Origin of the sequence: Streptomyces sp. NPDC090045 (assembly GCF_044747975.1) — a bacterium.
Classification (GTDB): Bacteria; Actinomycetota; Actinomycetes; order Streptomycetales; family Streptomycetaceae; genus Streptomyces.
The window spans coordinates 33,679-56,820 of sequence record NZ_JBIVFA010000026.1 but is presented as its reverse complement, the minus strand read 5'-3'; the positions used below and the strand labels follow the sequence as shown (position 1 = coordinate 56,820).

At 71.4% G+C, this 23,142-nt stretch carries 24 protein-coding genes and 1 pseudogene; 8 read left to right on the top strand and 17 right to left on the bottom strand.

All coding sequences use genetic code 11. The features are described 5' to 3' along the window. Positions 1-569 precede the first annotated feature (569 nt). Complete coding sequence (locus tag ACIPYQ_RS39505) at positions 570-1,025, top strand: RpiB/LacA/LacB family sugar-phosphate isomerase (RefSeq protein WP_361769070.1); 456 nt, start codon at positions 570-572, stop codon at positions 1,023-1,025. A 176-nt stretch (positions 1,026-1,201) separates the two neighbouring features. Here the strand turns inward: ACIPYQ_RS39505 and ACIPYQ_RS39500 are convergent, their stop codons facing one another. From ACIPYQ_RS39500 to ACIPYQ_RS39490, 3 genes are all read right to left on the bottom strand, one after another. Continuing rightward, on the bottom strand, positions 1,202-2,101 hold the full coding sequence (locus ACIPYQ_RS39500) for a hypothetical protein (protein WP_401259330.1): 900 nt from the start codon (positions 2,099-2,101) through the stop codon (positions 1,202-1,204). A gap of 235 nt (positions 2,102-2,336) precedes the next feature. Beyond that, complete coding sequence (locus ACIPYQ_RS39495; protein ID WP_401259328.1) at positions 2,337-3,536, bottom strand: SMI1/KNR4 family protein; 1,200 nt, start codon at positions 3,534-3,536, stop codon at positions 2,337-2,339. Positions 3,537-3,960: 424 nt separating this feature from the next. Then, positions 3,961-4,113, bottom strand: coding sequence for a hypothetical protein (locus ACIPYQ_RS39490; protein WP_401259326.1), 153 nt, complete (start codon positions 4,111-4,113; stop codon positions 3,961-3,963). A 315-nt stretch (positions 4,114-4,428) separates the two neighbouring features. Here ACIPYQ_RS39490 and ACIPYQ_RS39485 point away from each other — a divergent pair, with 315 nt between their 5' ends. Then, positions 4,429-5,172: a hypothetical protein gene (locus tag ACIPYQ_RS39485; protein ID WP_401259324.1), complete on the top strand. Its 744-nt coding sequence runs from the start codon at positions 4,429-4,431 to the stop codon at positions 5,170-5,172. Positions 5,173-5,656: 484 nt separating this feature from the next. Here the strand turns inward: ACIPYQ_RS39485 and ACIPYQ_RS39480 are convergent, their stop codons facing one another. The 4 genes from ACIPYQ_RS39480 to ACIPYQ_RS39465 form a co-directional block, all read right to left on the bottom strand. Next, positions 5,657-6,073, bottom strand: coding sequence for a hypothetical protein (locus tag ACIPYQ_RS39480; protein ID WP_401259322.1), 417 nt, complete (start codon positions 6,071-6,073; stop codon positions 5,657-5,659). Positions 6,074-6,166: 93 nt separating this feature from the next. Then, positions 6,167-6,490: a hypothetical protein gene (locus ACIPYQ_RS39475; RefSeq protein ID WP_401259320.1), complete on the bottom strand. Its 324-nt coding sequence runs from the start codon at positions 6,488-6,490 to the stop codon at positions 6,167-6,169. Between the two features lie 303 nt (positions 6,491-6,793). Next, positions 6,794-7,579 (bottom strand): ATP-grasp domain-containing protein, encoded by a 786-nt coding sequence (locus ACIPYQ_RS39470; RefSeq protein WP_401259318.1) that lies wholly within the window; start codon positions 7,577-7,579, stop codon positions 6,794-6,796. Positions 7,580-8,100: 521 nt separating this feature from the next. After that, positions 8,101-8,673, bottom strand: a complete 573-nt coding sequence (locus tag ACIPYQ_RS39465; RefSeq protein ID WP_351291252.1) for a snapalysin family zinc-dependent metalloprotease — start codon at positions 8,671-8,673, stop codon at positions 8,101-8,103. 575 nt (positions 8,674-9,248) lie between these two features. On the opposite strand from ACIPYQ_RS39465, the gene ACIPYQ_RS39460 reads away from it, so the two are divergent. Then, entirely contained in the window at positions 9,249-10,091 is an 843-nt protein-coding gene (locus ACIPYQ_RS39460) for a MerR family transcriptional regulator (RefSeq protein ID WP_401259316.1), read from the top strand. Between the two features lie 612 nt (positions 10,092-10,703). On the opposite strand, the gene ACIPYQ_RS39455 is transcribed toward ACIPYQ_RS39460, so the two are convergent. Then, positions 10,704-10,970, bottom strand: a complete 267-nt coding sequence (locus tag ACIPYQ_RS39455) for a metal-sensitive transcriptional regulator (protein WP_383578045.1) — start codon at positions 10,968-10,970, stop codon at positions 10,704-10,706. A gap of 371 nt (positions 10,971-11,341) precedes the next feature. Between ACIPYQ_RS39455 and ACIPYQ_RS39450 the strand changes: the two genes are divergently transcribed. From ACIPYQ_RS39450 to ACIPYQ_RS39440, 3 genes are all read left to right on the top strand, one after another. Continuing rightward, a complete protein-coding gene (locus tag ACIPYQ_RS39450; RefSeq protein WP_401259314.1) occupies positions 11,342-12,730 on the top strand; it encodes a rhodanese-like domain-containing protein in 1,389 nt (462 codons plus the stop codon). Between the two features lie 127 nt (positions 12,731-12,857). Next, complete coding sequence (locus ACIPYQ_RS39445; RefSeq protein WP_401259312.1) at positions 12,858-13,445, top strand: rhodanese-like domain-containing protein; 588 nt, start codon at positions 12,858-12,860, stop codon at positions 13,443-13,445. Next, the gene (locus ACIPYQ_RS39440) at positions 13,442-14,506 is read left to right on the top strand and encodes a sulfite exporter TauE/SafE family protein (protein ID WP_401259310.1); all 1,065 of its coding nucleotides are present in this window, start codon (positions 13,442-13,444) and stop codon (positions 14,504-14,506) included. Before ACIPYQ_RS39445 ends, ACIPYQ_RS39440 begins: the two co-directional genes overlap by 4 nt. Here ACIPYQ_RS39440 and ACIPYQ_RS39435 read toward each other — a convergent pair. Continuing rightward, complete coding sequence (locus tag ACIPYQ_RS39435) at positions 14,396-14,806, bottom strand: RidA family protein (protein ID WP_401259308.1); 411 nt, start codon at positions 14,804-14,806, stop codon at positions 14,396-14,398. The genes ACIPYQ_RS39440 and ACIPYQ_RS39435 overlap by 111 nt on opposite strands. Beyond that, positions 14,803-15,018, bottom strand: a pseudogene (locus ACIPYQ_RS39430) (hypothetical protein); the annotation flags it as partial. The pseudogene ACIPYQ_RS39430 and the gene ACIPYQ_RS39435, both read right to left, overlap by 4 nt. Before the next feature lie 182 nt (positions 15,019-15,200). On the opposite strand from ACIPYQ_RS39430, the gene ACIPYQ_RS39425 reads away from it, so the two are divergent. After that, positions 15,201-15,416, top strand: a complete 216-nt coding sequence (locus ACIPYQ_RS39425) for a hypothetical protein (protein ID WP_401259306.1) — start codon at positions 15,201-15,203, stop codon at positions 15,414-15,416. Positions 15,417-15,558: 142 nt separating this feature from the next. On the opposite strand, the gene ACIPYQ_RS39420 is transcribed toward ACIPYQ_RS39425, so the two are convergent. The 3 genes from ACIPYQ_RS39420 to ACIPYQ_RS39410 form a co-directional block, all read right to left on the bottom strand. Beyond that, a complete protein-coding gene (locus tag ACIPYQ_RS39420; RefSeq protein ID WP_401259304.1) occupies positions 15,559-16,104 on the bottom strand; it encodes a hypothetical protein in 546 nt (181 codons plus the stop codon). Between the two features lie 689 nt (positions 16,105-16,793). Continuing rightward, entirely contained in the window at positions 16,794-17,375 is a 582-nt protein-coding gene (locus tag ACIPYQ_RS39415; protein WP_401259303.1) for a hypothetical protein, read from the bottom strand. Between the two features lie 396 nt (positions 17,376-17,771). Continuing rightward, positions 17,772-18,239 carry a hypothetical protein gene (locus tag ACIPYQ_RS39410; protein WP_401259301.1) on the bottom strand — a complete coding sequence of 156 codons (468 nt, stop codon included), beginning with the start codon at positions 18,237-18,239 and terminating at the stop codon, positions 17,772-17,774. Positions 18,240-18,455: 216 nt separating this feature from the next. On the opposite strand from ACIPYQ_RS39410, the gene ACIPYQ_RS39405 reads away from it, so the two are divergent. Continuing rightward, complete coding sequence (locus ACIPYQ_RS39405; protein WP_401259300.1) at positions 18,456-18,584, top strand: hypothetical protein; 129 nt, start codon at positions 18,456-18,458, stop codon at positions 18,582-18,584. Between the two features lie 242 nt (positions 18,585-18,826). On the opposite strand, the gene ACIPYQ_RS39400 is transcribed toward ACIPYQ_RS39405, so the two are convergent. The 4 genes from ACIPYQ_RS39400 to ACIPYQ_RS39385 form a co-directional block, all read right to left on the bottom strand. Continuing rightward, positions 18,827-19,870 (bottom strand): methyltransferase, encoded by a 1,044-nt coding sequence (locus tag ACIPYQ_RS39400; protein ID WP_401259299.1) that lies wholly within the window; start codon positions 19,868-19,870, stop codon positions 18,827-18,829. Between the two features lie 61 nt (positions 19,871-19,931). Further along, on the bottom strand, positions 19,932-20,660 hold the full coding sequence (locus ACIPYQ_RS39395; protein WP_401259297.1) for a helix-turn-helix transcriptional regulator: 729 nt from the start codon (positions 20,658-20,660) through the stop codon (positions 19,932-19,934). Further along, the gene (locus ACIPYQ_RS39390) at positions 20,594-21,547 is read right to left on the bottom strand and encodes a chorismate mutase (protein WP_401259361.1); all 954 of its coding nucleotides are present in this window, start codon (positions 21,545-21,547) and stop codon (positions 20,594-20,596) included. The genes ACIPYQ_RS39395 and ACIPYQ_RS39390 overlap by 67 nt, the downstream gene beginning before the upstream one ends. 500 nt (positions 21,548-22,047) lie before the next feature. Next, a complete protein-coding gene (locus tag ACIPYQ_RS39385; protein ID WP_401259296.1) occupies positions 22,048-22,488 on the bottom strand; it encodes a hypothetical protein in 441 nt (146 codons plus the stop codon). Between the last annotated feature and the right edge of the window lie 654 nt (positions 22,489-23,142).

Below are 23,142 nucleotides of genomic sequence, written 5' to 3'. Positions count from 1 at the left end.
GGCCTCGGCTCCGAACATGGCCCCCGCCACCGCTTCGTACGACCCAGTGACCGAGCAGCGGGTGTTCCGTGTGACCGAAACCGAGACCGGTGTTCTTCGCTCCTCGCCCCCGTCGGTGGCGTTCTCCCGCCTCTTGTCCTGATGGCCGAGGAACCGGGGCCAGGCCCCGGTCCGCGCGGGCCAGCAGGTAGGCGGGGTGGCACCGGGCCGGGCCGGGCCGGGGTTCGCCTGGTGTGCTCCGGGCCGTCACTGGTCGCCGCCGCCGACCGGCTTCTCCGTGCGGCAGTGGACGTTCGCAACGCTCCTGCGGCCTCGCACCGAGGACTTCTGGTTGTCCTACGCGGCGAGGAACGGCGCGGGTCCCCGGCAGCTCCGGGTCTGCGAACGCAGCGGCCACGACTTCGCCCGGCTCGCCTGGGAGTCCTGTCCGGAGTGCCGCCGAGCCCACATCATGAAGATCCGGGTGACGAGCGAGTGGCAACGCCAGGGCGACGCCAGGGCAACGGCACGCGCATGATCACTCCTCGACCCGCGGAGACCGTCCGCTCCAGGCCGGTTAGTCTCGGGGCATGCGGATCTCCGTTTCCTCGGACATGGACGAACCCGTGGCTCGCGCACTCCTCGGGCAACTGCGCGACCGCGGACACGATGTGGTGACGTACGGCGCGCTGAACCCCGGCGACGATCCACAGTGGGCAGCCTGCTCGGAGGCGGCGGCCCGCGAGGTCGCCGCCGGGAACGCCGACCAGGCCGTCGTGTGCTGCTGGACCGGTACGGGCGCGTCCATCGCCGCGAACAAGGTTCCCGGCGTACGCGCAGCCCTGTGCACGGACGCCTACACGGCGGACGGTGCGCGCCGCTGGAATGACGCCAACGTGCTCGCGCTCAGCCTCCGCCTGACCTCGGAGCCGCTCCTCAGGGAGATCCTCGACGCCTGGTTCGCCGCCGAGGCGAGCACGGACGCCGAGGACCGCGAAAACGTAGCGCGTGTCAAACGGCTCGACAACACCAGCACCACACCCTGAGTGAACTCGGCGAGCCTGCAGCCGCGTACGCGGAAGGGCTCGTCGGCGAGGTGCGTGCGGACGATGGCCGCCGACCCGGTGACAGCGCCTCGGCCAACGCCGACGCGGCGATGCGATGCGATGCCGCCATGACCGTTTCAGGCTCGCAGGCTTCGCCGTACGCAGCGGGTTCACGTTCATCCCTCGGAACCGGTGAGCCTCTCGACCTGCCGGGCCGCTGTCTGCGCCTGGCGCCGCGCCTGCGCGGCCGCCCGTCCGGCAGCCCGCACGGCGGTTGCCGCGTCCGCACGCGCCGCACGCGCAGCCTCCAGCCGCTCCCTCGCGGCCCGTACATCTTCTTCGGCCTCTTCCACCGCCGCACCAGCCCGGTCTGCCAGCTCCTGCGCGGCGGCGTGCTCCTCCTCCACACGCTCCGCCTCCCCCTGGGCCTCGGCCAACACCGTGCGGGCCGCCTCCACACGCTCGCGCCGCGCCCGTCCGGCAGCGGCGTCCGCGTCCGGCGCCGGTTCCGGCTCTGACGGTGGCGTCTTCTCCGACCGGGATCCGGCGGGACCGACAGGTTGTTTCGCCGGTGGCGGTGCGGCGCCCGGCTCCGGTTCCAGGCCCGTGAACCCCGACACCGCATCCGGAGCCTTCACCAGCCGGCCTCCCATCCACTGCTCGGCAACGTCAGCATCGGCCAGGACCGTGTGGAGGATCTGCTCGACCTCGTGCAGCACCGGCTCGCTCACCGTCTGGCCGGCCTCGGCTGCCAGAGTGCGCGCCGTACGCGCGAGCTCGCCGATCACCACATGCTGATCATGTGACAGCCGCCGCAGCTGCCCGGCGTCCAGCGTCCGGTGCGCGGCACGCAGCGCCTCCCCGAGCTGGATGAGGCTGTGCGCCTCCTCCGGCCGGCGGCGCGCCAGGAGACCGGCCGTCCACGCCGCGACCGTCGGCTTCCGCAATGCCGCGATCGCGGCGGCGAGCTGCCTGTCCCCGGCCTTACGGGCCCTGGCCGCGTACTCGTCCCGGGCTGCGGTGAACTCCGACGGCACCCGCTCGTACAACTCCACCGCCACCGACTCCACATCCATACCCGGGAGTCTCCCGCCCGCTCCCCGGACCGTCTGGCACCTGCCAGGCCCCCGCGCGTCGACCAACAGCACACGTGCACTGGTCCTCGGTGCGAAACAGCTCGGGGCCACTGCGGCGTCCTGGAGCACGCGGGCGGCGATCAACGGTGCATCTCCAGGCGGGTCGCGAACCGGGGCGGGGTCGCGGGGAGCTCCGCGCGGGCTGCGTCCTGGGCTGGGCTGGGCTGGGCTGTGCTCACCAGTAGGCGCGGTCGTCCCAGGACCGGAAGTCCGCGAACTCGATGGGGTCGTCGTCCTCGTCCAGGGCGGCGAACCCATCCGTGGCCAGCGTGCCGCGTTGCCAGTCGAGGAGGGTGTCGATGAGGCCGCGGTCGAGTGGCGGTCCCTGGTCCGCGTGGCGGGGCCAGACGATCAGCGGCCATGTATCTGGGTCCCCTCCCCGGGTCAGCCAGCCGAGGTGGTCGCCGTCGATGGAGTTGGCGAAGGGGAGGAAGCCGCCGGGCTCGGGCCAGACGGCCAGTGGCAACCGGTCCGCGTTGACGTCCTTGAGCTGCCGGTAGGCGTCCGCGGTGTCCTGGACGTGCGTGAGGAAACGCCGCTCGCCGGTCCGGAGCGGGGTGTGGAAACGCAGCCACCTGTTCCAGATGCCGGCGCCGTACCCGTCCATCAGCCGCACGTACTCCCCGGGCAGCCGTGTGCCCAGCTCGGCGAACAGCCCCTCCCAGGAGCCGTTGCCGAGGTACGGCCGCTCGGGTGGCGGCGACAGCAGCCGCAGCGCGTCCAGCCCGGTGCCGGTCTCGAGCGCGATTCGGCGCTCGGCCCCGGTGAGTCGAGGCGGGACCGGTGCGGGCGGGGTCCACGCCTCGGCGTCGGGAAGGAAGGCGGTCCTCGCGACGGTACCCGGAAGCGGGCCCAGCAGCGGGCCGGGAGGAGAGGGGAGCTCCCAGGTGTCACGGACGGTGTGTCGCAGGTAGTCGGTGAGCGTCAGGTCGTACCGGTGCCACCGGAGCAGGCCGCTGCCCGGCACCGCCCCCGAGTGCTGCACCACCACGGTCCACTTGTCGGGGTCGACGGAGGACGAGGTGTCCCAGAACAGTACGTCGCTGCCCCGCGTGCAGCCCCAGGCCAGCAGGCCGCCGGGCTCGGGGTGGAACACAGGCCGCTCGGCCTCGGGCAGCTTCCGCGCCTCGATCCGCGCCTCGCGGTGCGTCTCGCGCAGCCACTCGCCGTAGTCGAAGCGGCCCCGCTGGACGCAGGGCACGTGGATCCACACGTACTCACCGAAGTCCAGCGGCCCGTACCGGTCGGCGAGCCGCTTGTAGTCAGCCGGCAGCCGCAGTCCGAGCCGCTCCTCGACGGCCGCCCAGTCGATGGGTACAGAGGAGAACGGGCGCTCAGCGGAGGGGGTGGTAAACGCGCTTATGTCCGATGTCAATTGACGTCCTTCCAGCGTGCGCCACATGCTCGCCAGATTCTCCCTTCTCCGCAGGCCAGCCGGAAATCGGGTGGCGGCGGGTACACCTCGCGGGTCGGACCGGCGTGCCCAGGACTTGTCCGGCCGATCATGTGACTACTCCGTGCCCAAGTCTGGGCGTTGTGGCAGGTGGCGGGATCACCGGCGGGTGATCGATGGGATTGCGTTTCGATGACTTCACCGTCCTCCGCACACAGCTCCACCGCATCCGATGCACCGTCATCTTCCGTGCGGGCACCGGGTGGAGTGGAACGGGAGTGGAGGCCACCGTGGTGCGCATCCTGGTGCGCACCGCGGGGAGTGGAGAGTGCACGACATCCTCGGTGCGCGCAGACAAGTCTCCAGGGTCGGAGTGTCGTGAGCGGGATTCCACACAAGGGCCGCGCTATTGGTGCAGTCCGGGCCAGACGTCGGCGATGCGGCGGACTCCGGGATCGCGGGCTTGGCCGGTGCGCCAGTCGCATTCAAGGTATCGGCCGCCGCCGAAGAAGCGCGGGTTGCCATTGGCGCCGAGCAGGGCGGCATCCAGGGGCAGCATGTCCTTGGGCAGTCCCTTCCAGACCTCCCGAATCGTGCGGTCCGGACGGTGCGCTGCGGCGACCCACGGGCCGTCTCGGCCAAGCCACAGCGGCGGCCCTCTCCGCCTCCCCGGTGACCGGACGGCGGCCGGTCCTGTCCAGCGGGTCGACGACGACAGATTCACCCGCCGGGGGGACGTCCGCCGCTCACGGCGCCGTGAGTGACGGTGTGTGTCCGGTACCGCCGCTGTGCACGTTGTCGGGACGAGCGGTTAGGGTCGCCCCACTGGCCGCCGGGCATTCGGCCCACCGGTGACAACAGGGGGTACGGGACGATGCGTGCGGGCACGTTGCGGTTCCATGGTCGTGCGGCAGAACTCGCCGGGCTGGACCTGGAGATGTCCAAGGAGGCCGAGGCGGTACTGGACCACTTCGGGTCCGTGCACGGCCACGTTGTGCCCGCGTCGGTGCGCGAGTGGTTCGCACTGGCACAGGGCGCCGCCGTGCTGAGGAAGTTCAGCAACGACGACATGGTGTACGACGCCGAACGGCTGGGCCGGGCAGAGGTCTACTACTGGCCCGAGGACAACGGCGACTGGCCCGATGACGTGGAAGAACAGGAAGAACGGTCCTTCGACCCGGTCGGCTCCCTGGGTCTGCTGCCGTTCATGGTCGAGAACCAGGGCGTGTGGGTGATGGCCGTCCGCCTCGACGGCTCCGAGGACCCACCGGTGGTGATCTCCTTCGACGACGTGACGCCGTCCGCCGTATGGCAGCCGCAGGCCGACCGTTTTTCGGACTTCGTCCACGCCCGGATCTGGGACGCGCCGGTCCACCTTCACGGCAAGCAGCTCACTCTGGCCGGCGGAGGGGAGCCGTCGGCTCTGTTGGAGGTGCTCCGGCAGGACTTCACCCCCGGGCCGCCGACGGTCGATGGCACCCAGCGCCATTCCCGGGACGGCGACCGCCAGCGGGTGCTGCTGGAACGCTGGCGCGGCCAATGGCACGCCACCCTGTGGGCGGCCGACGAGGCCGGGCTGGCCGCGCTGACGGCAGCCGTGGATCCCACAACGGACTGAGTACGTGGGACCGCACGGCCGGCCCGGGCCGGCGGGCCCGTCCCCCTGTTCTCCCAGGGCAGCGAAGCCGCCACTCACGGCGAGAGGAGCATCAACGCACCGACCGACGACGCCCGCAACATGGTCAACAGGATCTCCCGGACACGACAGGACCTCCGCTGATTGGCCCCAGCCACGAGCCGGCCGACCCGGGCTGTACGGCGCGGGCCCGGTCGCCATGAGACAGGTGGACGGGGTCGCCTCTCGCCACCGCATCGTGGTGCCCATGTCACCGGTACACCGTTTGTGCCTGCGCCGGCCGTCGGGGCGTGGGGAGTAGTGCCGGCTAAGGGCGCGACCGGGCGGGTAGCCGTCGGATTGGGGATGTCCCAGCGGGCTGTGCAGCGGCGGGTGACACGGGGCAGGCAAGTAGCAGGCGGACCGGCGCCTGTCAGAGCAGGCGTGACAAGCTCGCCGTCCTCGCCACGCCCGGACTCGACTGAGCTCAGGTTGTGTCGCGTTTCCCGGCCGATGGCGAGGGTGGTTGCTCGTCGCGGCTCTCCGGGGTGAAGGCGTCGCGGCGGGCGAGGGTCACCGACAGAGGCAGGCCCAGCCGCTCGGCCGCGCGTCGCCGGACACGCACCTGCGCTTGGGTCCGGGGCCGGAACGAGGGGAGCCGCGAGCAGCCGCAGCCCGGGCGATGATCGTAGGTCAGTCCCTCTGCGAGCACGGCCGCAACGACGGACCATGCCTTAGTGTCGCGTCGTCGGGGCGCGGCGAAGTCGTAGCCGGCGAAGGCGAGCTGCTCACGACAGCTGGTACAGATACGCTTCCGGATCGGCCACGTGCTGCCCTTGAAGGCGAGGCGGCATGCGACGCACACGTAGTGCCGGAAGGCGCCGTTGAACGCGTGGTGGCACATGGCTCGACAGCGTACGCGTCGTCCGTGGGCGGTCCCTCACCCTGCAGCCGCAGCCGCCCCGCCCCTCCTTGTACGGAAACGGAGGGCGGGCGGCTACCAGCTCTGCCGCGTCGGGGCGGGGTAGCGGGGTGCGCGCCGCTTGCGGGCTTCGAGCGCGAGAAACGCGGCTCCCGAGGCGAGGGTCGCGAGGAACGACACCAACATGGCCAGCGGCAGCAGGACGCTGGCGGGTTCACCCAGTCCCAGCCACAGCGCCGCCGCACCCATCGCCAGGGCCACCAGCAACAAAACCCTCGCCGTGAGCGACAGCTTGCCGCTCACCGCGACGAAGGCGTACCCGACGAGCAGACCCGGCGCGACGGCCACTATCAAGCCCAGGGACAACAGGAACAAGAAAGCGAGCAAGGCGATGATCATGTCGTGCCGACCTCCGGATCTCATGGCCAACTCGTGCCGAAGGCAGACGGATCCACGTTCAGCCCCCGGCCTGGTGGGCCCTTCCGGACGCCATGCTGTCAGATTTTCTGAACACGTTCAACACGGCTCGTGGACGGTCCCCACGAAGGCGCAGATCCGGGCGGCGGGCGGCCGGTCGACGCGACACGCGGTCCGGGCCCGGACGGTCGGTCGGTCGGCTCTGCAGATCCTCCAGCAGCAATCGGCTGGACGGGGCCGATCAACCACGAGAACGACGTGGACCGCCTGTTCGCCGCTCTCCAATCACGGGAGGACCGCTTCCGGACGATCCGCGGAACTGCTCAGGTACCGTCGGTCCCGGTCCGCAACCGCGGCGATCGGGCCGGCGGCACGGAGCACTACATCGAGGACGCGGTCGGGTTCAGCGGTGTAACAGTGGGCGAACCATGCCATGTTGGCCTCGACCACCGCCCAGTCGCCGTCGGCGAGCCGACCGATGTCCAGGCACACCGCGCTGGGCAGGCCGGCGGCCGTGGCGTCGAGGACCGTGCGGGCGAAGGCGCGGCTCTCGGCGTCCAGCGGCGCCGGATCGAGGCGTCCGTGGACGGCGTAGCGACTGCCGGTGACGGCTTCGCCGTCAAGGACGAACAGCCGGTACTCCGTGGCGAACTCCACCACACCGCTCACCAGAACCGGTGTGGAGTTGTCGAGCCCGCCGGGCAGAGTGGCCCCGTCCTCGTGGACGGCGGCGGGCAGCAGGTCGATCTTGGCTGAGGGCGGCTTCACGAAAGCCCGCTCCCGCAGCTCCCGTGCCTGGCCGAGGGTGGTGAGCCGCACCCGCCGCCGCAGGAGGGGGTGCGGTAGGTGCGTCAACCAGTCGTCGGCCGGTTCGAGCAGCCCCAGGCCCAGCGGGCCGGCATGGCGTGCGGCCGCACGGGGGCCTCCGTACCAGTGCACCTTGCGGCCTTCGGCGCTGTCCGCCCGGTCGGTCACGTCGTAGCCGCGCCAGGCCGCCGCCCGCGCGATGAGTTCGGCGGTCGAAGTGCGGGCGGCGGACAGGAGAAGGACAGAGGCGGTACGGGCTTCCATTCCCGTGAGCCTAACGAACCCGCCGCCGACCGAACGAGCGCCCGAATACTCCAGCCCCGCGCAGCGCGGACGGACCATCCCCCGTGCGGGCGGGGGCGACCGCTTGACGCCAGACCGCGCCTTGGCAGGGGTCGGACCATCCCCGTAGGAGCGGGGTCGGGGCGGGGGTCGAGCAGGAACGGGCCGCCGTCGGGGAGACCCGGGGCCGGGAAGCGGCCGGCGCGCCCGGGCGGGGTGGTCGGGGAGGCGAGGGCCGCGTCCACGAGGGCGCCAGCCAGAGCTGTGCCCGTGGCCTGCCGTCAGGAGGAGTCGGCGGTCAGGCGGTTCAGGTGCCGGGCGACGGTGTGGCTGCCGTCTGCTCTCCCCGATCTGCTGCATGCGCGCGGCCAGCAGCAGCCAGTGCCGTCAGCCGATCAGCAGGCCCGCTTCCCGATGAAGGCGCGGCAGTGGACCGGCACGGCCGCCCTCCGGGAATCCCGTCCCAGCCAGGGCCCGCACCGGCCCACCCGCCGACCCGCCGGTCAGGGGGCGTCGATGAGTACCCGGCCGTCGGTCGGCACGGTTGCCGCGAGCCCGTTCGCGTACGCGTTCTGCACGCGGGACCGCTCCGTCGCGTTGGGCACGGCGTTGGTGCAGGCCGTCCCGGCGCTGGACCCGGACATCAGCTGGGAGCACGGCCCCGGCTTGGTGTCCGGGAGGCCCAGGCTGTGGCCCAGCTCGTGCGCAGCGATGCGCGTCTTGTCGTACCCCTGGCTCACGGCCTGCGCGCCGAGTTCAACTCGGACCTGTCGCCCCGGACGGACCGGACCGAGGGTGGCTTGCGGCCAGCCGGTGGTGGCCACGATGACGATCTCGGCCCGGGCCCCGGGCGCGGCCTCCACCAGCCGTACGTTACTGACGTTCGCGTTCCAGGAAGCGACCCCGGCCGCGATGGCCGCTTCCCAGCCACCGGCCCTGCTGTCGTCGTAACGGAGTGTCACTACCGCTGCGGTGGCGTCCGGTATGGGCGCGGGTGCCGCGGTCGCGGCGGTTGCCGCCGCGAGGACCAGCGCGGCGGCGGAGGTGCCGACTTTCAGCCAGGTGCCCAGAGACATGGTCGTCTTCCTTCACGCGTGGGGGGACCCGGCCCCTCGGCGGAGCCGGGGCACTGGAGACGCCGCCACCGCCCGCCTGTGGCCGGCGAGTTCGGACAGCCGCCCCTCCGGAGCCCTAAGAAGGTAGCCCCGCACCCCACCAACCCGTCATGCACCTGCCAGCCAATTCCCGCAGGCACTCCAGCCGATGCCCGGTCAGTGGGCGGCACCGTCCAGGGGCTCGCGCGACCGGCGCTCGGCGAGCGGGCTACGGACGGCCGCATCGGCGCAGCCATACGGCCACCGGACGGCCCGGCCGCAAAAACAAGGTGCGAACAGGCACGCCCAAGACAGCCGGCCACCCTGGCGATTGACGCCGGCCGGCAGCAGCTCAGGCAACCCGTGACAGCCATGACCACCACCGCTGCAGACCTGCTCGACGGACTCCCCACCCACTCCGGGCCCGTCCTGGGACGGGACACCCATGGCGAGGGACCGCCCGATACCCCGTCAGGGTCCGGGGGCGTGTAGTTGCACATGCCGTAGCGGCATGTGGTGTCGTCGAGGGCACCACAGCACGAAAGGCCCTGTCTGCGATGTACCCCTCCGCCACGCCTCCCCGCGAGGTCAAGATCGGCGATGCCGCCGCCTTCGCCGGAACCACCCCGCGCGCCATTCGTCACTACCACCAGATCGGTCTGCTGCCGGAGCCCGGGCGAGGCGGAGACGGACGCCGCCGCTACGGCTACGACGACATGATCCGCCTGCTGTGGATCCGCAAGATGTCCGAGGCCGGCATCAGCCTGGACGACATGCGGGTCGCCTTCGACGAGGCCCGGGACGTTGAGGACGTCCTGGGCCGGCTGGAGGAGACCCTGGCCGCCCAGGAGGCCGACATCAAGCGTCAGCGCGCGGCAGTCCAGCGCCTGCGGGTCGTGGGCAGCCCACTGGGCTTGCTCTCCCCGTTGGTCACGGACCGGCTCAGCCACCTGCCTTCTGGCGCACTGCGCCCCTCCGACCTGGACGCCCTGCTGGTCACGGAACGGATCTTCGGGCCGCTGGGAGCCGCAATTCAGGCCAGCGTGTTCATCACCCTGGCGACCCATCCCGGCCTACGGGCCGAGGCAGACCGCCTCGACGCGGCCGACGCCGCCCTCGATGACACCGTCGACCCCCACGACCCGCAGGTCGAGGAACTCGCCGCGCAGCACTGCGCCCACCACAAGGCCCTGCTCCAGGCCATTGAAGCCGCCGGACTGGACGTGGCCGAGGAGAAGCTCTTCGAGATCTACGACGCCGAGGAGAGCGGCGAGGAGGACGCCCAGATGAGTGCTTTCGAAGCGGTAACCAAGATGCCCTATGGCTTCTCCGCGGCCCGGACGCGGTGCATGGAACTCACGGCACGGCTCCTTGACGGGGACCTCTCCGCAGGCAGCTGATCGCTGGTGTGGCCGTGCGTGAGGATCCCGGATTGGCCGCCGACACGAAGCCAGCGTCTCGACGTCTTGACACGGCCCGCACACTCCACGAGCGGGAAATCCCTCGCTCTCGCCGACCTGCTGCCTGCGGGCGGCGAGCAGGGGCCAGTGGCGTGAGCCGATCAGGAGGCCCGCTTCCCGCTCCGGCAGGACCTCCCGCATCATCGACACCATCCGGGAGTGCGCGGCCGGCTGCACTTTCAGCTGCTTCAGGACGCGCGGCCGGTTGCCGAGGTCGAGGTCGCGGGGAACCGTCAAGGCCCTCGGTCAACGGGTCCCAGGCGCGCTTCACGTCCGTACTCGCGGGCGCAGCCCACGGATCGGCGGTGTCCCCCACCACGGCACAGCAGCGAGCGTGGCGGTGCGGGGGTGGTGGCCTGTGCGGGGCCGAGCGCCAGGTTGTTGTAGGTGAGCGCGCTCCGCACCAGCAGGCCGGTCAACAGGGAGTCGCCCAGACGACGGCGGCGAGGACCCGGGCGCCGGGATGGACGGACCTTTGCGGCCCCGGGGCGCGGACTGAACGACCACGGCCCGGCCCCTTGAAAGGGGCCGGGCCGTCTTGGCTGAGGGATGTCAGGCGAGGGCGAGGAAGAGCTTTTCGAGTTCTTCCTCGGTCATGGGGGCCTGGTTGTCGTCGGCGTTGGCCATGCACTGGCGCATACCGCTGGCCACGATCTTGAATCCGGCGCGGTCCAGGGCCCTGGAGACGGCGGCGAGCTGGGTGACGACGTCCTTGCAGTCGCGTCCGGCTTCGATCATGGCGATGACGCCCGCGAGCTGCCCCTGGGCGCGGCGTAGGCGGTTGAGGACTGCGTTGACTGCGTCGTCGTCGACTTTCACCGGTGCCTCCTGGATTCGTGCGCTGCCTTCCGATGGTACCCCAGGGGGTATCCGGCCGGGTGGGGGTCGGCAGCCACGAAGAACGCCGGCGACCCGCGCCGTCGGCTGCGCCTGCCTCTCATCCCTGCGGGACGGAATACCCCTGGGGGTATTTGACAGGGCGCGAGAGCGCCTTTACCGTCGAGAACGTAATACCCAGGGGGGTATCCGGTCCCGGTGTGTGCCGAGTGTCCTTCGGGGTCGGCTCGCCCGCCCGTCCCTCCGTCCTCTGGGGGTTCCGGGCTTCCCCCTCCGCACGTGCCGGCCTGCGCCGCACTGTGCCGTCCCACATACCCCGGTGGGTATGTTCTCGCTTCTGCTGGAGGTCTCTCGTGTTCTTCGCCCAGTACTACCTCGACTGTCTTTCCCAGGCGTCCTACATGATCGCGGACGAGTCGACGGGCCAGGCTGTGGTCGTGGACCCGCGCCGGGACGTCTCGGAGTACCTCGTCGACGCCGAGGCCCGCGGGTTCCGGGTGATCGGCGTCATCAACACCCACTTCCACGCCGACTTCGTCGCGGGCCACCTGGAGGTGGCGGCGCGTACCGGGGCATGGATCGGCTACGGCCGGCGGGCCGAGACGGAGTACGCGATCCGCAAGCTCCTCGACGGCGAGACGATCAGCCTGGGCGGTACCACCCTGGAGATCATGGAGACGCCGGGGCACACTCCGGAGTCGATCAGCGTGCTGGTGTACGAGAACGGCGGGGACCGCGTTCCGTACGGGGTGCTGACCGGGGACGCGCTGTTCATCGGAGATGTGGGCCGGCCCGACCTGCTCGCCTCGGTCGGTGTGACGGCCGACGAGCTCGGCGCGATGCTGCACGACAGCGTGCAGAACAAGTTGATGGGCCTGCCCGATGAGGTGAGGGTCTTCCCCGCGCACGGCGCGGGTTCTGCCTGCGGCAAGAACCTCTCCACGGACAAGCAGTCCACGATCGGCGAACAGCGGGCCACGAACTACGCCTGTGCGCCGATGAGCGAGGCCGAGTTCGTCGCCCTGGTCACCACCGGGCAGTCCGCGGCTCCCGGCTACTTCGCCTACGATGCCGACCTCAACCGGCGTGAGCGCGGCCTGTACGACCCGGCCGTAGCACCCCGCCCGCTGACCGCGGCCGAGTTCGCCGAGCGCCGCGAGGCCGGCGCGATCGTCGTCGACGCCCGCGACCCCCAGGAGTTCGCGGCCGGACATCTGCGCGGCTCGGTGAACGTGCCCGCCGACGGCCGGTTCGCCGAGCAGGCCGGCACCGTGCTGGGCCCCGGGAGGGAGCTGCTGGTCGTCGCCCCGCAGAACCGTGAGGAGGAGGTCGTCACCCGTCTGGCGCGCATCGGTTTCGACCGCGTCGCCGGCTACCTGCGCGGCCCCGACGACGCCCTGACCGCGATGGCCGAGGCGGTCACCCCGGCCAGCCGGCTGACCGCCGCCCAGCTGCGCACCGCACTCGCGGGCGACCGGCCGCCCCTGGTCATCGACGTCCGCAACTGCGGTGAACGCGGCGAGAACGGCTTCATCGACGGTGCGCTGCACATCTCCCTGGGCGAGCTGGCGCGCCGCTTGGACGAGATCCCGGCCGGCCGGCCGCTGGTCCTGCACTGCGCGGGCGGCCACCGCTCCTCCATCGCCGCCAGCCTGCTGCGCCACCACGGCTTCACCGACGTCTCCGACGTCCTCGGCGGATACGCCGCCTGGGCGCTGCTGAACCCGCCCGCCGCCGTCTGAGCCCCACCCCCACGAACTGCCGGCCGTCCCGGAACGCCCCGTCCGCCTGACCAGGCGCCGGGGCCGCCGGCCCCTGCCCGAACGCGCGGGCGCCCGCCCGCCCTTCCTGCTGATGGAGCACCCCTTCATGGCCCACGACAACCCCACCCGTACCGCCGCCCTCACCCCTGCCGCCCTCGCGGGCCTGTTGGCGCAGGGCACCGGACCGCGCGTGCTGGACGTACGCACCCCGGGAGAGTTCCGCGCCTCCCACATCCCCGGCTCCTGCAACGTCCCCCTCGACACGCTGCGCGAGCACCGCGCCGAGTTGCTGACCCACCTCGACGAGGACGTGGTCCTCGTCTGCCGCTCCGGCGCCCGCGCCGCCCAGGCCGAGCAGGCCCTTGCCGAGGCCGGCCTGCCCAACCTGCCGGTCCTGGACGGCGGCATGATGGCCTGGGAGGCCGCCGGGGCCCCGGTCGACCGGGGTGAGGCCCGCTGGGACCTGGAGCGCCAGGTCCGCCTGATCGCCGGATCCATCGTGCTGGTCACCGGCGTCGTCGGTGTGTTCGTGCCCGGGGCGCACCTGATCGGCACCGCCATCGGCGCCGGGCTGACCTTCGCCGCGCTCAGCAATACGTGCGCGATGGGCATGCTGTTGTCGAAGCTGCCCTACAACCGCGGCCCGCGCACCGACATCCGCACCGTCCTCGCCTCCCTGCGGGAACAGGCGTGATTGCCCTCGTCCTGGCGGCCTCGGTCCTGATCGGCATCAGCCTGGGCATCCTCGGCGGCGGCGGGTCCATCCTGACCGTGCCGATCCTGGTCTACCTCGCCGGAATGGACACCAAGGCGGCCATCGCCACCTCGCTGTTCGTCGTCGGCGTCACCAGCGCCGTCGGGCTCGTCCCGCACGCCCGCGCGGGCCGGGTCCGCTGGCGCACCGGACTGCTCTTCGGCACGGTCAGCATGGTCGGCGCCTACGGCGGCGGACGCCTGGCCGAGTACGTGCCGGGCACCGTCCTGCTCGTGGCGTTCGCGCTGATGATGTTGGCCACCGCCGCCGCCATGCTCCGCACGTCCGGCGAACCGAAGGCGGCCAGGCCCGCCCACACCGAGCGGCCCGTCAAGTACGTGATAGCCGAGGGACTCGTCGTCGGCGCGGTCACCGGCCTGGTCGGCTCCGGCGGCGGATTCCTCGTCGTCCCCGCCCTCGCCCTGCTCGGCGGCCTCCCCATGAGCGTCGCCGTCGGCACCTCCCTGCTGGTCATCGCCATGAAATCCTTCTCCGGACTCGCCGGCCACCTGTCCGGCGTCCAGATCGACTGGGGCCTCGCACTGATGGTGACCGCAGCCGCGGTCGCCGGCAGCCTGATCGGAAGCCGCTTCACCGGCCGCATCCCCCAGGACACCCTGCGCAAGGCGTTCGGCTGGTTCGTGGTCGTCATGGGCATCTTCGTCCTGAGCCAGCAGCTCCCGCACGCCCTCCTGGCCAGCCCTCTGACCTGGGCCGCCCTGGGAATCACCATGGCTACCGCCGCCGCGTGGGCCGCGGTACGGGCACGCCGCAGCCCATCTGACACCCACGCGACACCCCGCCACTCCCACGTCCGGCGAATCCCCAGGCGAGCCACCCCGTTCGAGACGACGTTCGAGACGACGTTCGACACCTGGAGACGAAGAGGCTCAGTCGGGCAGCGCCACGGTGAGGTCCACTTCAACGAGCTGCCCCGTGAACCCGAGTTGCGCAACACCCAACAGCGTGCTGGCGGTGGTGAACGCCGGCCCGAGAGCTGAGTCGGTGAGCCGACGCCAAGCGACGCCCAGAACGTCTCTGTCGTCGCTCCGCACATAGATCACCGAGCGCACCACATGCTTCGGCTCGGCATCAACCGCAGCCAAGGCAGCGAGTGCGTTCACGACAACCTGGTCGACTTGCACCTCAAGCGAACCGGAACCGACGAGGGAACCACTCCGATCGAGAGGGCACTGCCCCGCCAGGTAGGCCGTACGACCGGCCTCCACCACGGTGATGTGGTGATAGCCGGGCGTCTCATGCAGCTGCTCGGGGTTGATACGAGTGATCTTCGCAGTCATGCCCGCGAGTCTGACCGGCTTACTGCCGGTGCGCATCGCAATTTGTTCCACCAAGCAAGCTGCAGGGTGTTGCAGAAGCTCCGTCTCGGGCAGGCCTGGAGGCTGTCGCCGCTCTGGCGGCAGTCGCGGAGGATCTTCCAGTCCTGCATGCGGGCGAAGGCGTGCTCGACCCGGGCCCGCACCCGGCGGTGTTCCACGTTGTCCTCCTCCTGCCCCCCGCAGGAGGGGACAGCCGGCCCTTCTTGCGGCGGCGCGCGGTGCGGTCCAGGGGCGACATCGGGGTGAGGCCCCAGCCGGCCTCGAAGGCACGGGCGGCGGCGTGCATCGCCGGGATGTCGCCGCGCAGCCGGGGGTGGCGGCCGTCCTGCCGGGCCGACGTAGCGAGGATGAGGATGTGGATGTGGTCATCCGCGTGCAGTACGGCGATCCACCGGCAGGCCTGCTCATCACCGCGCTCGGCGATCCCAGCGGCGTGCACCATCGCGGCGGCGACCTCCGCCCACTGGCCGTCGAACAGGACCGGGTCGTCTGGGCGGTTGCGGACCGCCAGGCATCGAGCTACAGCCCGGATCGTGGTACCTGGCAGTCGGCAACACGATTAGGGGTTTGATGGTCCAGGCGCAGGACGGCCGGCGTGGAATCTGCAGAACACCGACGGTATCCAGTGGTCGATGCCTGTGCTTCCTGAACCCGAACTTGGGCTCCCCCACCAGGACGCGCTGGACGGGCTCCCCGATCAAAATGGCTCTTGCCTAGCCGCGGCGCAGCCGGGAATCGAGGACCGCGCCGAGGAGTTCGGCGTCGGGTGCGGTCAGCAGTCGTTTGGGCAGGACCATCACCCAGGTCCTGAGGCCGGTCCTGCCCACAACGACGTAGAGGCTCGCGGTCTCGTGATACCGCGTCATCGCATCCCAGCCCAGGCGCTTGATGTCCGCGCCGTCGCGGACGGCCGCGATGCCCGTGCCGTCGACGACGCAGTCCGCGCCCTCGTGGGCCTGCTGGGCCCGGAGGGCATGTGTGACGATCTGCCGGGGGGCGAGCAGGGCGAACACGGTCGCGTAGACGGCGGCCGCGGCCACAAAGCCGATGTTGACCGAGCCGCCCTCGGCGTCGACGCGCACTCCCAGGAGCGCGATGAACAACGCGCCTGCGGCAGCGAGCCAACGCAGTGGCCGAAACGTTCCCGCAGCCTTCAGCCCCTCACGGAGTTCGCTCTTCTCGACACTGCCCGTGAACCGCAGGACGACGTCGCCCGTTACCTGGGCCTGCTGCGACTGTCGTATGTTGATGTCTTCCACAGGCGCGGAGCATAACGCTCCGCCGGAGACCCCCGGTCAGCCGTCTCCTCATCGCACTGCAGGTCGGCCCGACCGCGGCCAACCGTGCGGCGGGACAGGTCGGTGCATCGGACCGGGCCGCCGGGGTGCACTCCAGAACCGGCTCTACCGTGTCGCCGTGCTTGGTACCGGGAGACGAGGACCACGCCGCCGCAGTCGTGCCGCACGCATACGCAGTCCCCGCCCTGGCGGATAGAGCGGCGGCCACCGCCAGGAGATCGCCGAGAGCGGCCGCGGTGCGGAGGGTGCGCTGCAGGGACTCCCGGGCGGTCTCATCGAGGCCGCAGGGGGCCGCCTTCTCCGCCTCCCCAATGAGCGGGCGGCCGCGCCCCGACCCGTGACCCGGAGCCGGACGCAGGCGTTGAGCGGTACGGCGTGGACCCCCGGCCCATCTTCCGGGGCGGCCCGCGCGAGACCGCCAAGCTCCGTCGCCCGGAGGCAGGGTCGCCTCCACTCCCCCGGCAGCCCTGGCGCCGTCATCGGTCACCCCGCAGCCGCGGCCGGGCCCCTGCCGACAAGCCGCCCCGGACCGGCGCCTGGTTCACGCGCGCGGGTGGCCGTGGCCCGGCGGCGGGTACTGGCGGCCCGGGAGTCCGGCCACCCCATGGAGGACGATCCGCTCGAACTCTGACCACTCCCCCGGTGAGGGGTCAGCCGATGCGGACGGTGCTCTCGGGGAGGGGTATGCCGGAAAGGTTCAGCTGGAGCCCGGCCAGGGTCAGGTAGGTCTGCGAGTCGGTCAAGGCGGAGGTGGTGGACGGCGCCTGGGTCTTCCCGCGCGTGCTCACCAGGAGGTGCCAGCCCCCGCGCTTGTAGCTGCGGGAGGCGTCGGGGCGGTCGCCGTTCGGGTTCAGCGTCCAGCCCTGGCGCTCCAGGTCGGCGCAGATCGCGTTCATCTCCGACTGTGCGGCGGTCTTCTCGCGGACGGCCGTCCAGCCCGTCCTGTCCGAGTTGGCGCCGGCCGCGCCGATCGGGCGGCCCTGCGCCGGGTCGAGGCCCGCGGCGCTGAGCGCGGTCCGGATCGTCTCGTCCACGGCGTCCCGTGTGAGGGGTGGTGACGTGGGCTCCGGTGTGGGCGCCGCCGTGTATGGGGACGGCGTGGGTGCGGGCGCGCCCAGGTGAATGCGCCCGTCGTCGTTTATCTGGATGTGGTCCGGCAGGGCCACGGCGGCCAGACTCACGATCAAGGTCGCGGCCAGCCCGATCCACACCCTCTTCAACAGCGCGTTCAACGCGAAACTCCCCCCGAGTGATCATTCAGAGGGAGTCTCACACATACTGCTCGGCGCCCTGCAGCCCCGAGGGGGCGGGGCGGGCTCCTCGGGCGTGTGCTCGCCGTTCACCGTGCTTCGGTGGCGGGAGCGGTCCCCTCATCCGATGTCGGTGGTGTCCAGCAGGCGGGTGAGGAACCTTCGCAGCAGGTCCCTCACCCGGCGCCGGACAGACCCTGCGGCATGACACCCGGCTCGGCTCATGCCAACGACCCGCCCACCGCATCTCCCGGGATGACCGACCGACGTTCTGGTGTCGATGCTGCAACGCGCTGCCCCCGAGCACGGCGTGCGGCATGGCACGCATCCGGACAAAGCCGCGCTCGCCCAGCCGTTCCACGGGGCCCAGCGGCTGGGCTATCCCATGACCGCTCGGGCCGCGTCGAGGAACGCCAGCCGGTTGTCCTCCAGGTAGTCCCGCACGCTCTCGCCGTCGGGCAAGCCTTCCCACACCGTCCGGTTGAGGTCCAGGAAGTACGCCCGGGCCGCGTCATGTACGGGCAGGGGGAACTGAATGCGGATGAGCCGCTCTGCGACCCACAGCCTGTTCATGACGCCCTGCGTCGTGAGGTACCAGGCATGGGAATCGTCCCACTCGGAAGGCCGGCTGAACGCGGAGCGTTCGGCCTCGGCCGCCACTTCTATGAACCGCTCCAGCAGCGCCAGCCGTTCCGCGCGCCGAGACTCTGACAACGCGCTCTGCTGCCGCTGCTGTTCAGCGCGTTCCGCTGACGACTGAGTCCTGTGCTGGACGAGGTAGGACAGCATGCCACCGAGGACAACTCCGCCCACGGATATGAGGGATACCCAGACCTGACCTGACATGATCGCTATGGTCCCATGCACTGCGACTGGTGTGATCACGGCGTCGGGGCCATCCTGGATGGGCCCGTTCGAGCGTCGAACCCGCGAACCACCGGGCACAAGCCGCCGTCCTCACGGGCACCGGGCAACGCGACCGCATACCCGCCGAGCACGCCGTCGTCACCCAGGCGCTCACGTACGCGCACCCCGGCGTCACGGAGCCGCTCCAGGAAATCCGTGTCGCCGTCGGCGAGCGCGGCCGCGGCGATCCAGCAGCAGCGCCCGCGCGACCGGGCCGCGCAGCCCTTGCCGCTGCTCGTCGTCCTCGGCCGCGTCGGCCGCAGTCGGGTCGCGCAGGGATCGTAGGACGCCACTGGCCGGTGTGGAGGCGCGGAAGCTGCGGCGGTCGAGCACGTTGAGGTTGGCGTAGCGCAGTGCGGGGAGCCGGCCGACGTCATCGTTGAGGACGCCGTGCTCGCGGCTGCGGGTAGGGCCCGCAGCGTGGTGACGGCGGGATACGACAAGCCGGCCGTCCGGTACGAAGCGACCGTACCGGTCGCCGGACCAGCCGAGCGGGGGGCTGAAAGTGCTCGGCGTGCGGTCTGTGGTCAGTCGGCCACGGCCTCGATCAGGGAGTACGGGGCGGCGTCCGCGAGCGGGGTGACCGATGTGACGCGCAGGGCCGCCTGGCGGCATACCTCCTCGAAGTCCGCGCGGGTGCGTTCCCTGCCGCCGACGTTCACCATCATGTTGAGGTCGCTCAGGTAGGTGCCCTCGTCCTCGGCACCGACGACCTCGGGAAGCACGGGCTCCACGATCAGAACCACGCCACCAGGCGGCAGCACCTGGCGGCAGTGGCGCAGGATCGTGACCGCCTGGGCGTCCGTCCAGTCGTGCAGGATGCTCTTCACGAGGTACACGTCCGAGCCCTGCGGGACCGACTGGAAGAAGTCCCCGGCCATGAGGGAGCAGCGCTCCTCCAGCCCGTGCCGCGCCAGTGTCTTCGCAGCGTCTGCGAGTCCGTCGGCGGTATCGAAGACCACGCCGGCGAGAGCCGGGTGCGCTTCGAGGACGGCGGCCAGGAGGGTGCCACTGCCTCCACCGACGTCCGTGACCGAGGCGAACCGGCTGAAGTCGAAGGAGTGCGGCAGGACGGCGGCAGTCTCGGAGGTGGCCTGGCTCATGGCCGCGTTGAAGTCCGTGGAGAGCTCGGGGTGTCGGGCGAGATGGCTGAAGAAGTCCGTACCGAAGACGGAATCGAATGCGATCTCTCCCGTACGGACACTGCTCTCCAGGTGTTCCCAGGCGCGCACGATCGCCGGATCGGTGAACATGCGGACGAACGACGCGAGGGAGTCGGGGTGACCGGGGCCGAGGAGCGCGCCCGCCGGGGTCACCGAGAACGTGTCGGGGGCGTGTTCCGCGAGCAGGCCGAGGGCGGTCAGGGCACGCAGCAGGCGTGTCATGGGCTGGTGCGCGGTCCCGGCTGAGACGGCCACCTCGGCAGCTGTGCGCGGCCCGTCGCCGATCAGTTCCACGACCTCCAGGCGGACCGCCGCGCGCAGGGTGTGCGCGGCCATGCTCCCGAACGCGAGCCGGACGACGAGCTCCCGGCCTGCCGCCGTCTGTGCTGCTCGGACCTCGGTGTTCATCACAGGCCTTGCTTCCTTCCTTCGAGTCGACCGATCGCCGATCGGTCTGGATACGGGCGAGTCAGGGCTCGGTGGACGCGGTCAGGCCGGCCAGTGCACCGGGTGTGCAGCCGGCGAGGGCCTGGACGTCGCGGTGAAGATGGGGCTGGTCGGCGTATCCGCACGCCACGGCGACGTCGCCGGCGCGCTCGCCGGCGAGGAGCGCCCGGGCGGCGTGGTCGAAGCGGACCAGCATGGCGGCGCGCTTGGGGGTCAGGCCGACCTGGGAGCTGAACCTGGCCCAGAGCCGCTTGCGGCTCCATCCGCAGGCCGCGGCAAGGTCACCGACCCGCACGCGGCCGCGGCCGGCCACGATGGCCTCCCAGGCGGCGGCGACCTCGGCCGCCATGGGCTGGGCCCCGGCGGCCCTCCGTCTGAGGAATCCGTCCGTGAGCGCGAGGCGTTCCTGCCAGGATGCGGTGTCGGCCAACTGCTCGCGCAGCAGCCGGGCGTGCCGCCCCCAGAGGTCCTCGAGGCCGGTGATGGAGCCGTCCAGTTCGAGCGGGGAAACGCCCAGCAGGGCGTAGGCGGCCCGGGGGGACAGCGCCACCTCGACGCATTCGACGCCCTCGCCGCGGATGCGGGCCGGACCTGGCGACAGGGAGGCGACGAGCCCCCTCAGTGGCCGGTGCCCGGAGGCGCTCTCCACCATGACCGGCCCGGCCCCGAGCCCGATGACGAGGATCACGGCGGGCTGCGGCAGCACCCGCATGTCCAGCCCGCTGCCCATACGGTCCCGGAACCCGGCCATCCGTACGCCGTCGAGAGAGGTTCCGCCCAGGGGGCGGGCGACCTCCCAGCGGTCGTGAGCAGTGCGCTCCGGGGGCGTGTCCCCCACGTCGTCTCTGGGCATGCCTCCAGGCTCGCTGAAACCGCAGGCCCTTGTCTTGGACAAAAATTCCGTACCGTTGCGCGGTTCTGCCGGGTACGGGGCGGATCGGGCGCGGGTAGCCGTGACCCGGCGGCGGGTACTCCCGGTCCGGCAGCTCGGCGACGCCGTAGAGCACGATCCGCTCGAACTCCGGCAGCTCCGCCAGCGGCTGTCATCGGGCCGGGCAGGTGTGGGCGAGGGCTTGGTCGAGGCCGCTGCGGTGGATGGCGTCCAGACTCATGGCCTGGACGGTCGTCGCCTTCCCCCGCTCGATCAGAGCATCGCAGTCGGGGCGGGACAACAGGGGCTGGGCCTGTTGGATGGCCGTGAGCAGCTGGTTGTCGACGCGGTCCAGGACCGGGCGGACCTGGGTAGCGAGGTCGGGGCGACGGGTCGGTTGGTCTGCGGGGTGTTCCTGCCACTGTGCGTGGAGCGCGTTGGACGTCCTTGTTCGCGGCGATCTGGTCCTTGAAGATCCGCTGGACGGTGGCCCGGTCGATCCGGAGTTTCGCGGCCTGGGAAGCCGCACTGGCCAGGACGGTCTTCTCACGGGACGGGTCGTCGATGGGTCGGCTGGTGCCCCATTTCGCCGCGGCTACCGTATCCGCGGTCATCACACGCTCAGCGGCGAGCCGCACGATCGTTCCCAGTGTCTGCTCGGCCGACGGGCCGCTTGACCGGGCCGGGCCGGTGCCTGTCTGGGAGGAGCCGCAGGCCACGAGGGCGGCTGCTCCGGCACCGGTCAGGGCCAGCAAGGCGGCCCGCATTCGGATAGTGCTCACGACAGCCACTATCCGCATTCGTCGGCCATGGCGCAGTCCCCAACAAGAGTGTCGCCGTCACCCCTCTCCATGACCGTGCAGAGAGCCGTCTCACACGCGGGTCTCCCGACCTGCTGCATGCGCGCGGCCAGCAGCGGCCACCGGCGCGAGCCGCCCAGGACCCGCTTTCCGCTCCGGCAGGACCTCCCGCACCATCGGCACCATCCGGGAATGCGCGGCCGGCTGCACCTTCAACTGCTTCGACGCGCGAGGCTGGTTGCCGACGTCGAGGTCACGGGGAACGTCCAGGCCCTCGGTCGACGGACCCCACGCGCTTCGCGTCCAGGGTCGCGCGCGCAGCCCACGGACCGGCGGCCTCCCGCACCCACGGCGCAGCAGCGGGGGCTGCGGCGGCCGGGGCGAGGCCGGCGGGAGAGGAAGCGGCGGGGTGCGGTGGCGGTCGGATGACCACCATCTCGATGCGAGTGTGTGGGGGTGATCCCCGATCAGCGGCGGCCGGTGGCCAGGATGACGAGGAACTGGCCGCCGCCCGCCTGGATGTCGGCGGTCACCGGCATCCCCGGTACCAGTCGGGAGAACCGGTCCACCAGCCAATCCGCCGCCTCTTGGGCGTCCTTCCTGGTCGGACAACGGCCCACCATCTCGCGGCCGCCCTTGCGCTCCAGCCTCTCGGCGACGGCGATCAGCGGTGCGGGTTCGACTACGTACAGGCGCTCCGGCCAGGCGACGACCACCTTGACCGCACCCTTGCGGGAGTTGCACCCGCGGTGCGCGAGCCGCTCGGCCACCTTGGCCTTCCGGTCGGCGGTCCGGCTGTCGACACTGGGCCCCCGCGGGTCGTTCACCGACTCGTCGGGGTCGACCGATTCGTCACACACCCAGCACCGCCAGCCGTCACGCTCGGCCACATCATCAAGGAGACTCATCCGAGCAAACTAGCCTGCCCGGCCGCCACCCGCGCACCAGGGCCCTGGCAAGGTCTCAAACACCGGCCAGCCCCCGCCGACCGCTCACCCGGCAGCCTCAGCCGGCCCGTCCCCTCCTTGTGCAGAACGGCAGGGCGCGCCCGGGACGGCATGCGCCCCAGGACCTTCAACGACCAAGCACGCCACCGGTTCCGCCGGGCTGCCAGGTCGCTCAGAGGTACTTGACGGTGAGGGTTGACTCCAGGCCGGCATCGGCCAGGCTCTCCGCCGAGATCGTCAAAGACGTCGGCTGCACGTTCGTACCGTTTTCGTTGGCCATAGCGGCATGATCCCCCTTCGGAGACGCGGAGGACGTACGACAACGGGAACAGGTCAGCCCTCCAGCCACCCGACGGAGTGACTCCCGAACTCCGGTCGTAGATCAGGCCGGTGCCGCACGGTCCCGGGTGATGCGCCCGGGACGGGGTCCGAGGTCGGTGCAGCGGATCCCGCCTTCGGGGTGCCGCTCCAGTACGGTTCCACGGCGTCGCCGTGCTCCTGGCACCAGGAGACGGGGACCACGCCGCCGCAGTCGTGGCGCCTGCGCACGCGCCCTTCGCCCGACCCGGCATAAGCGACGCCGTGGCGCACCGGCTCGCCTCGTGCACCTGCGGC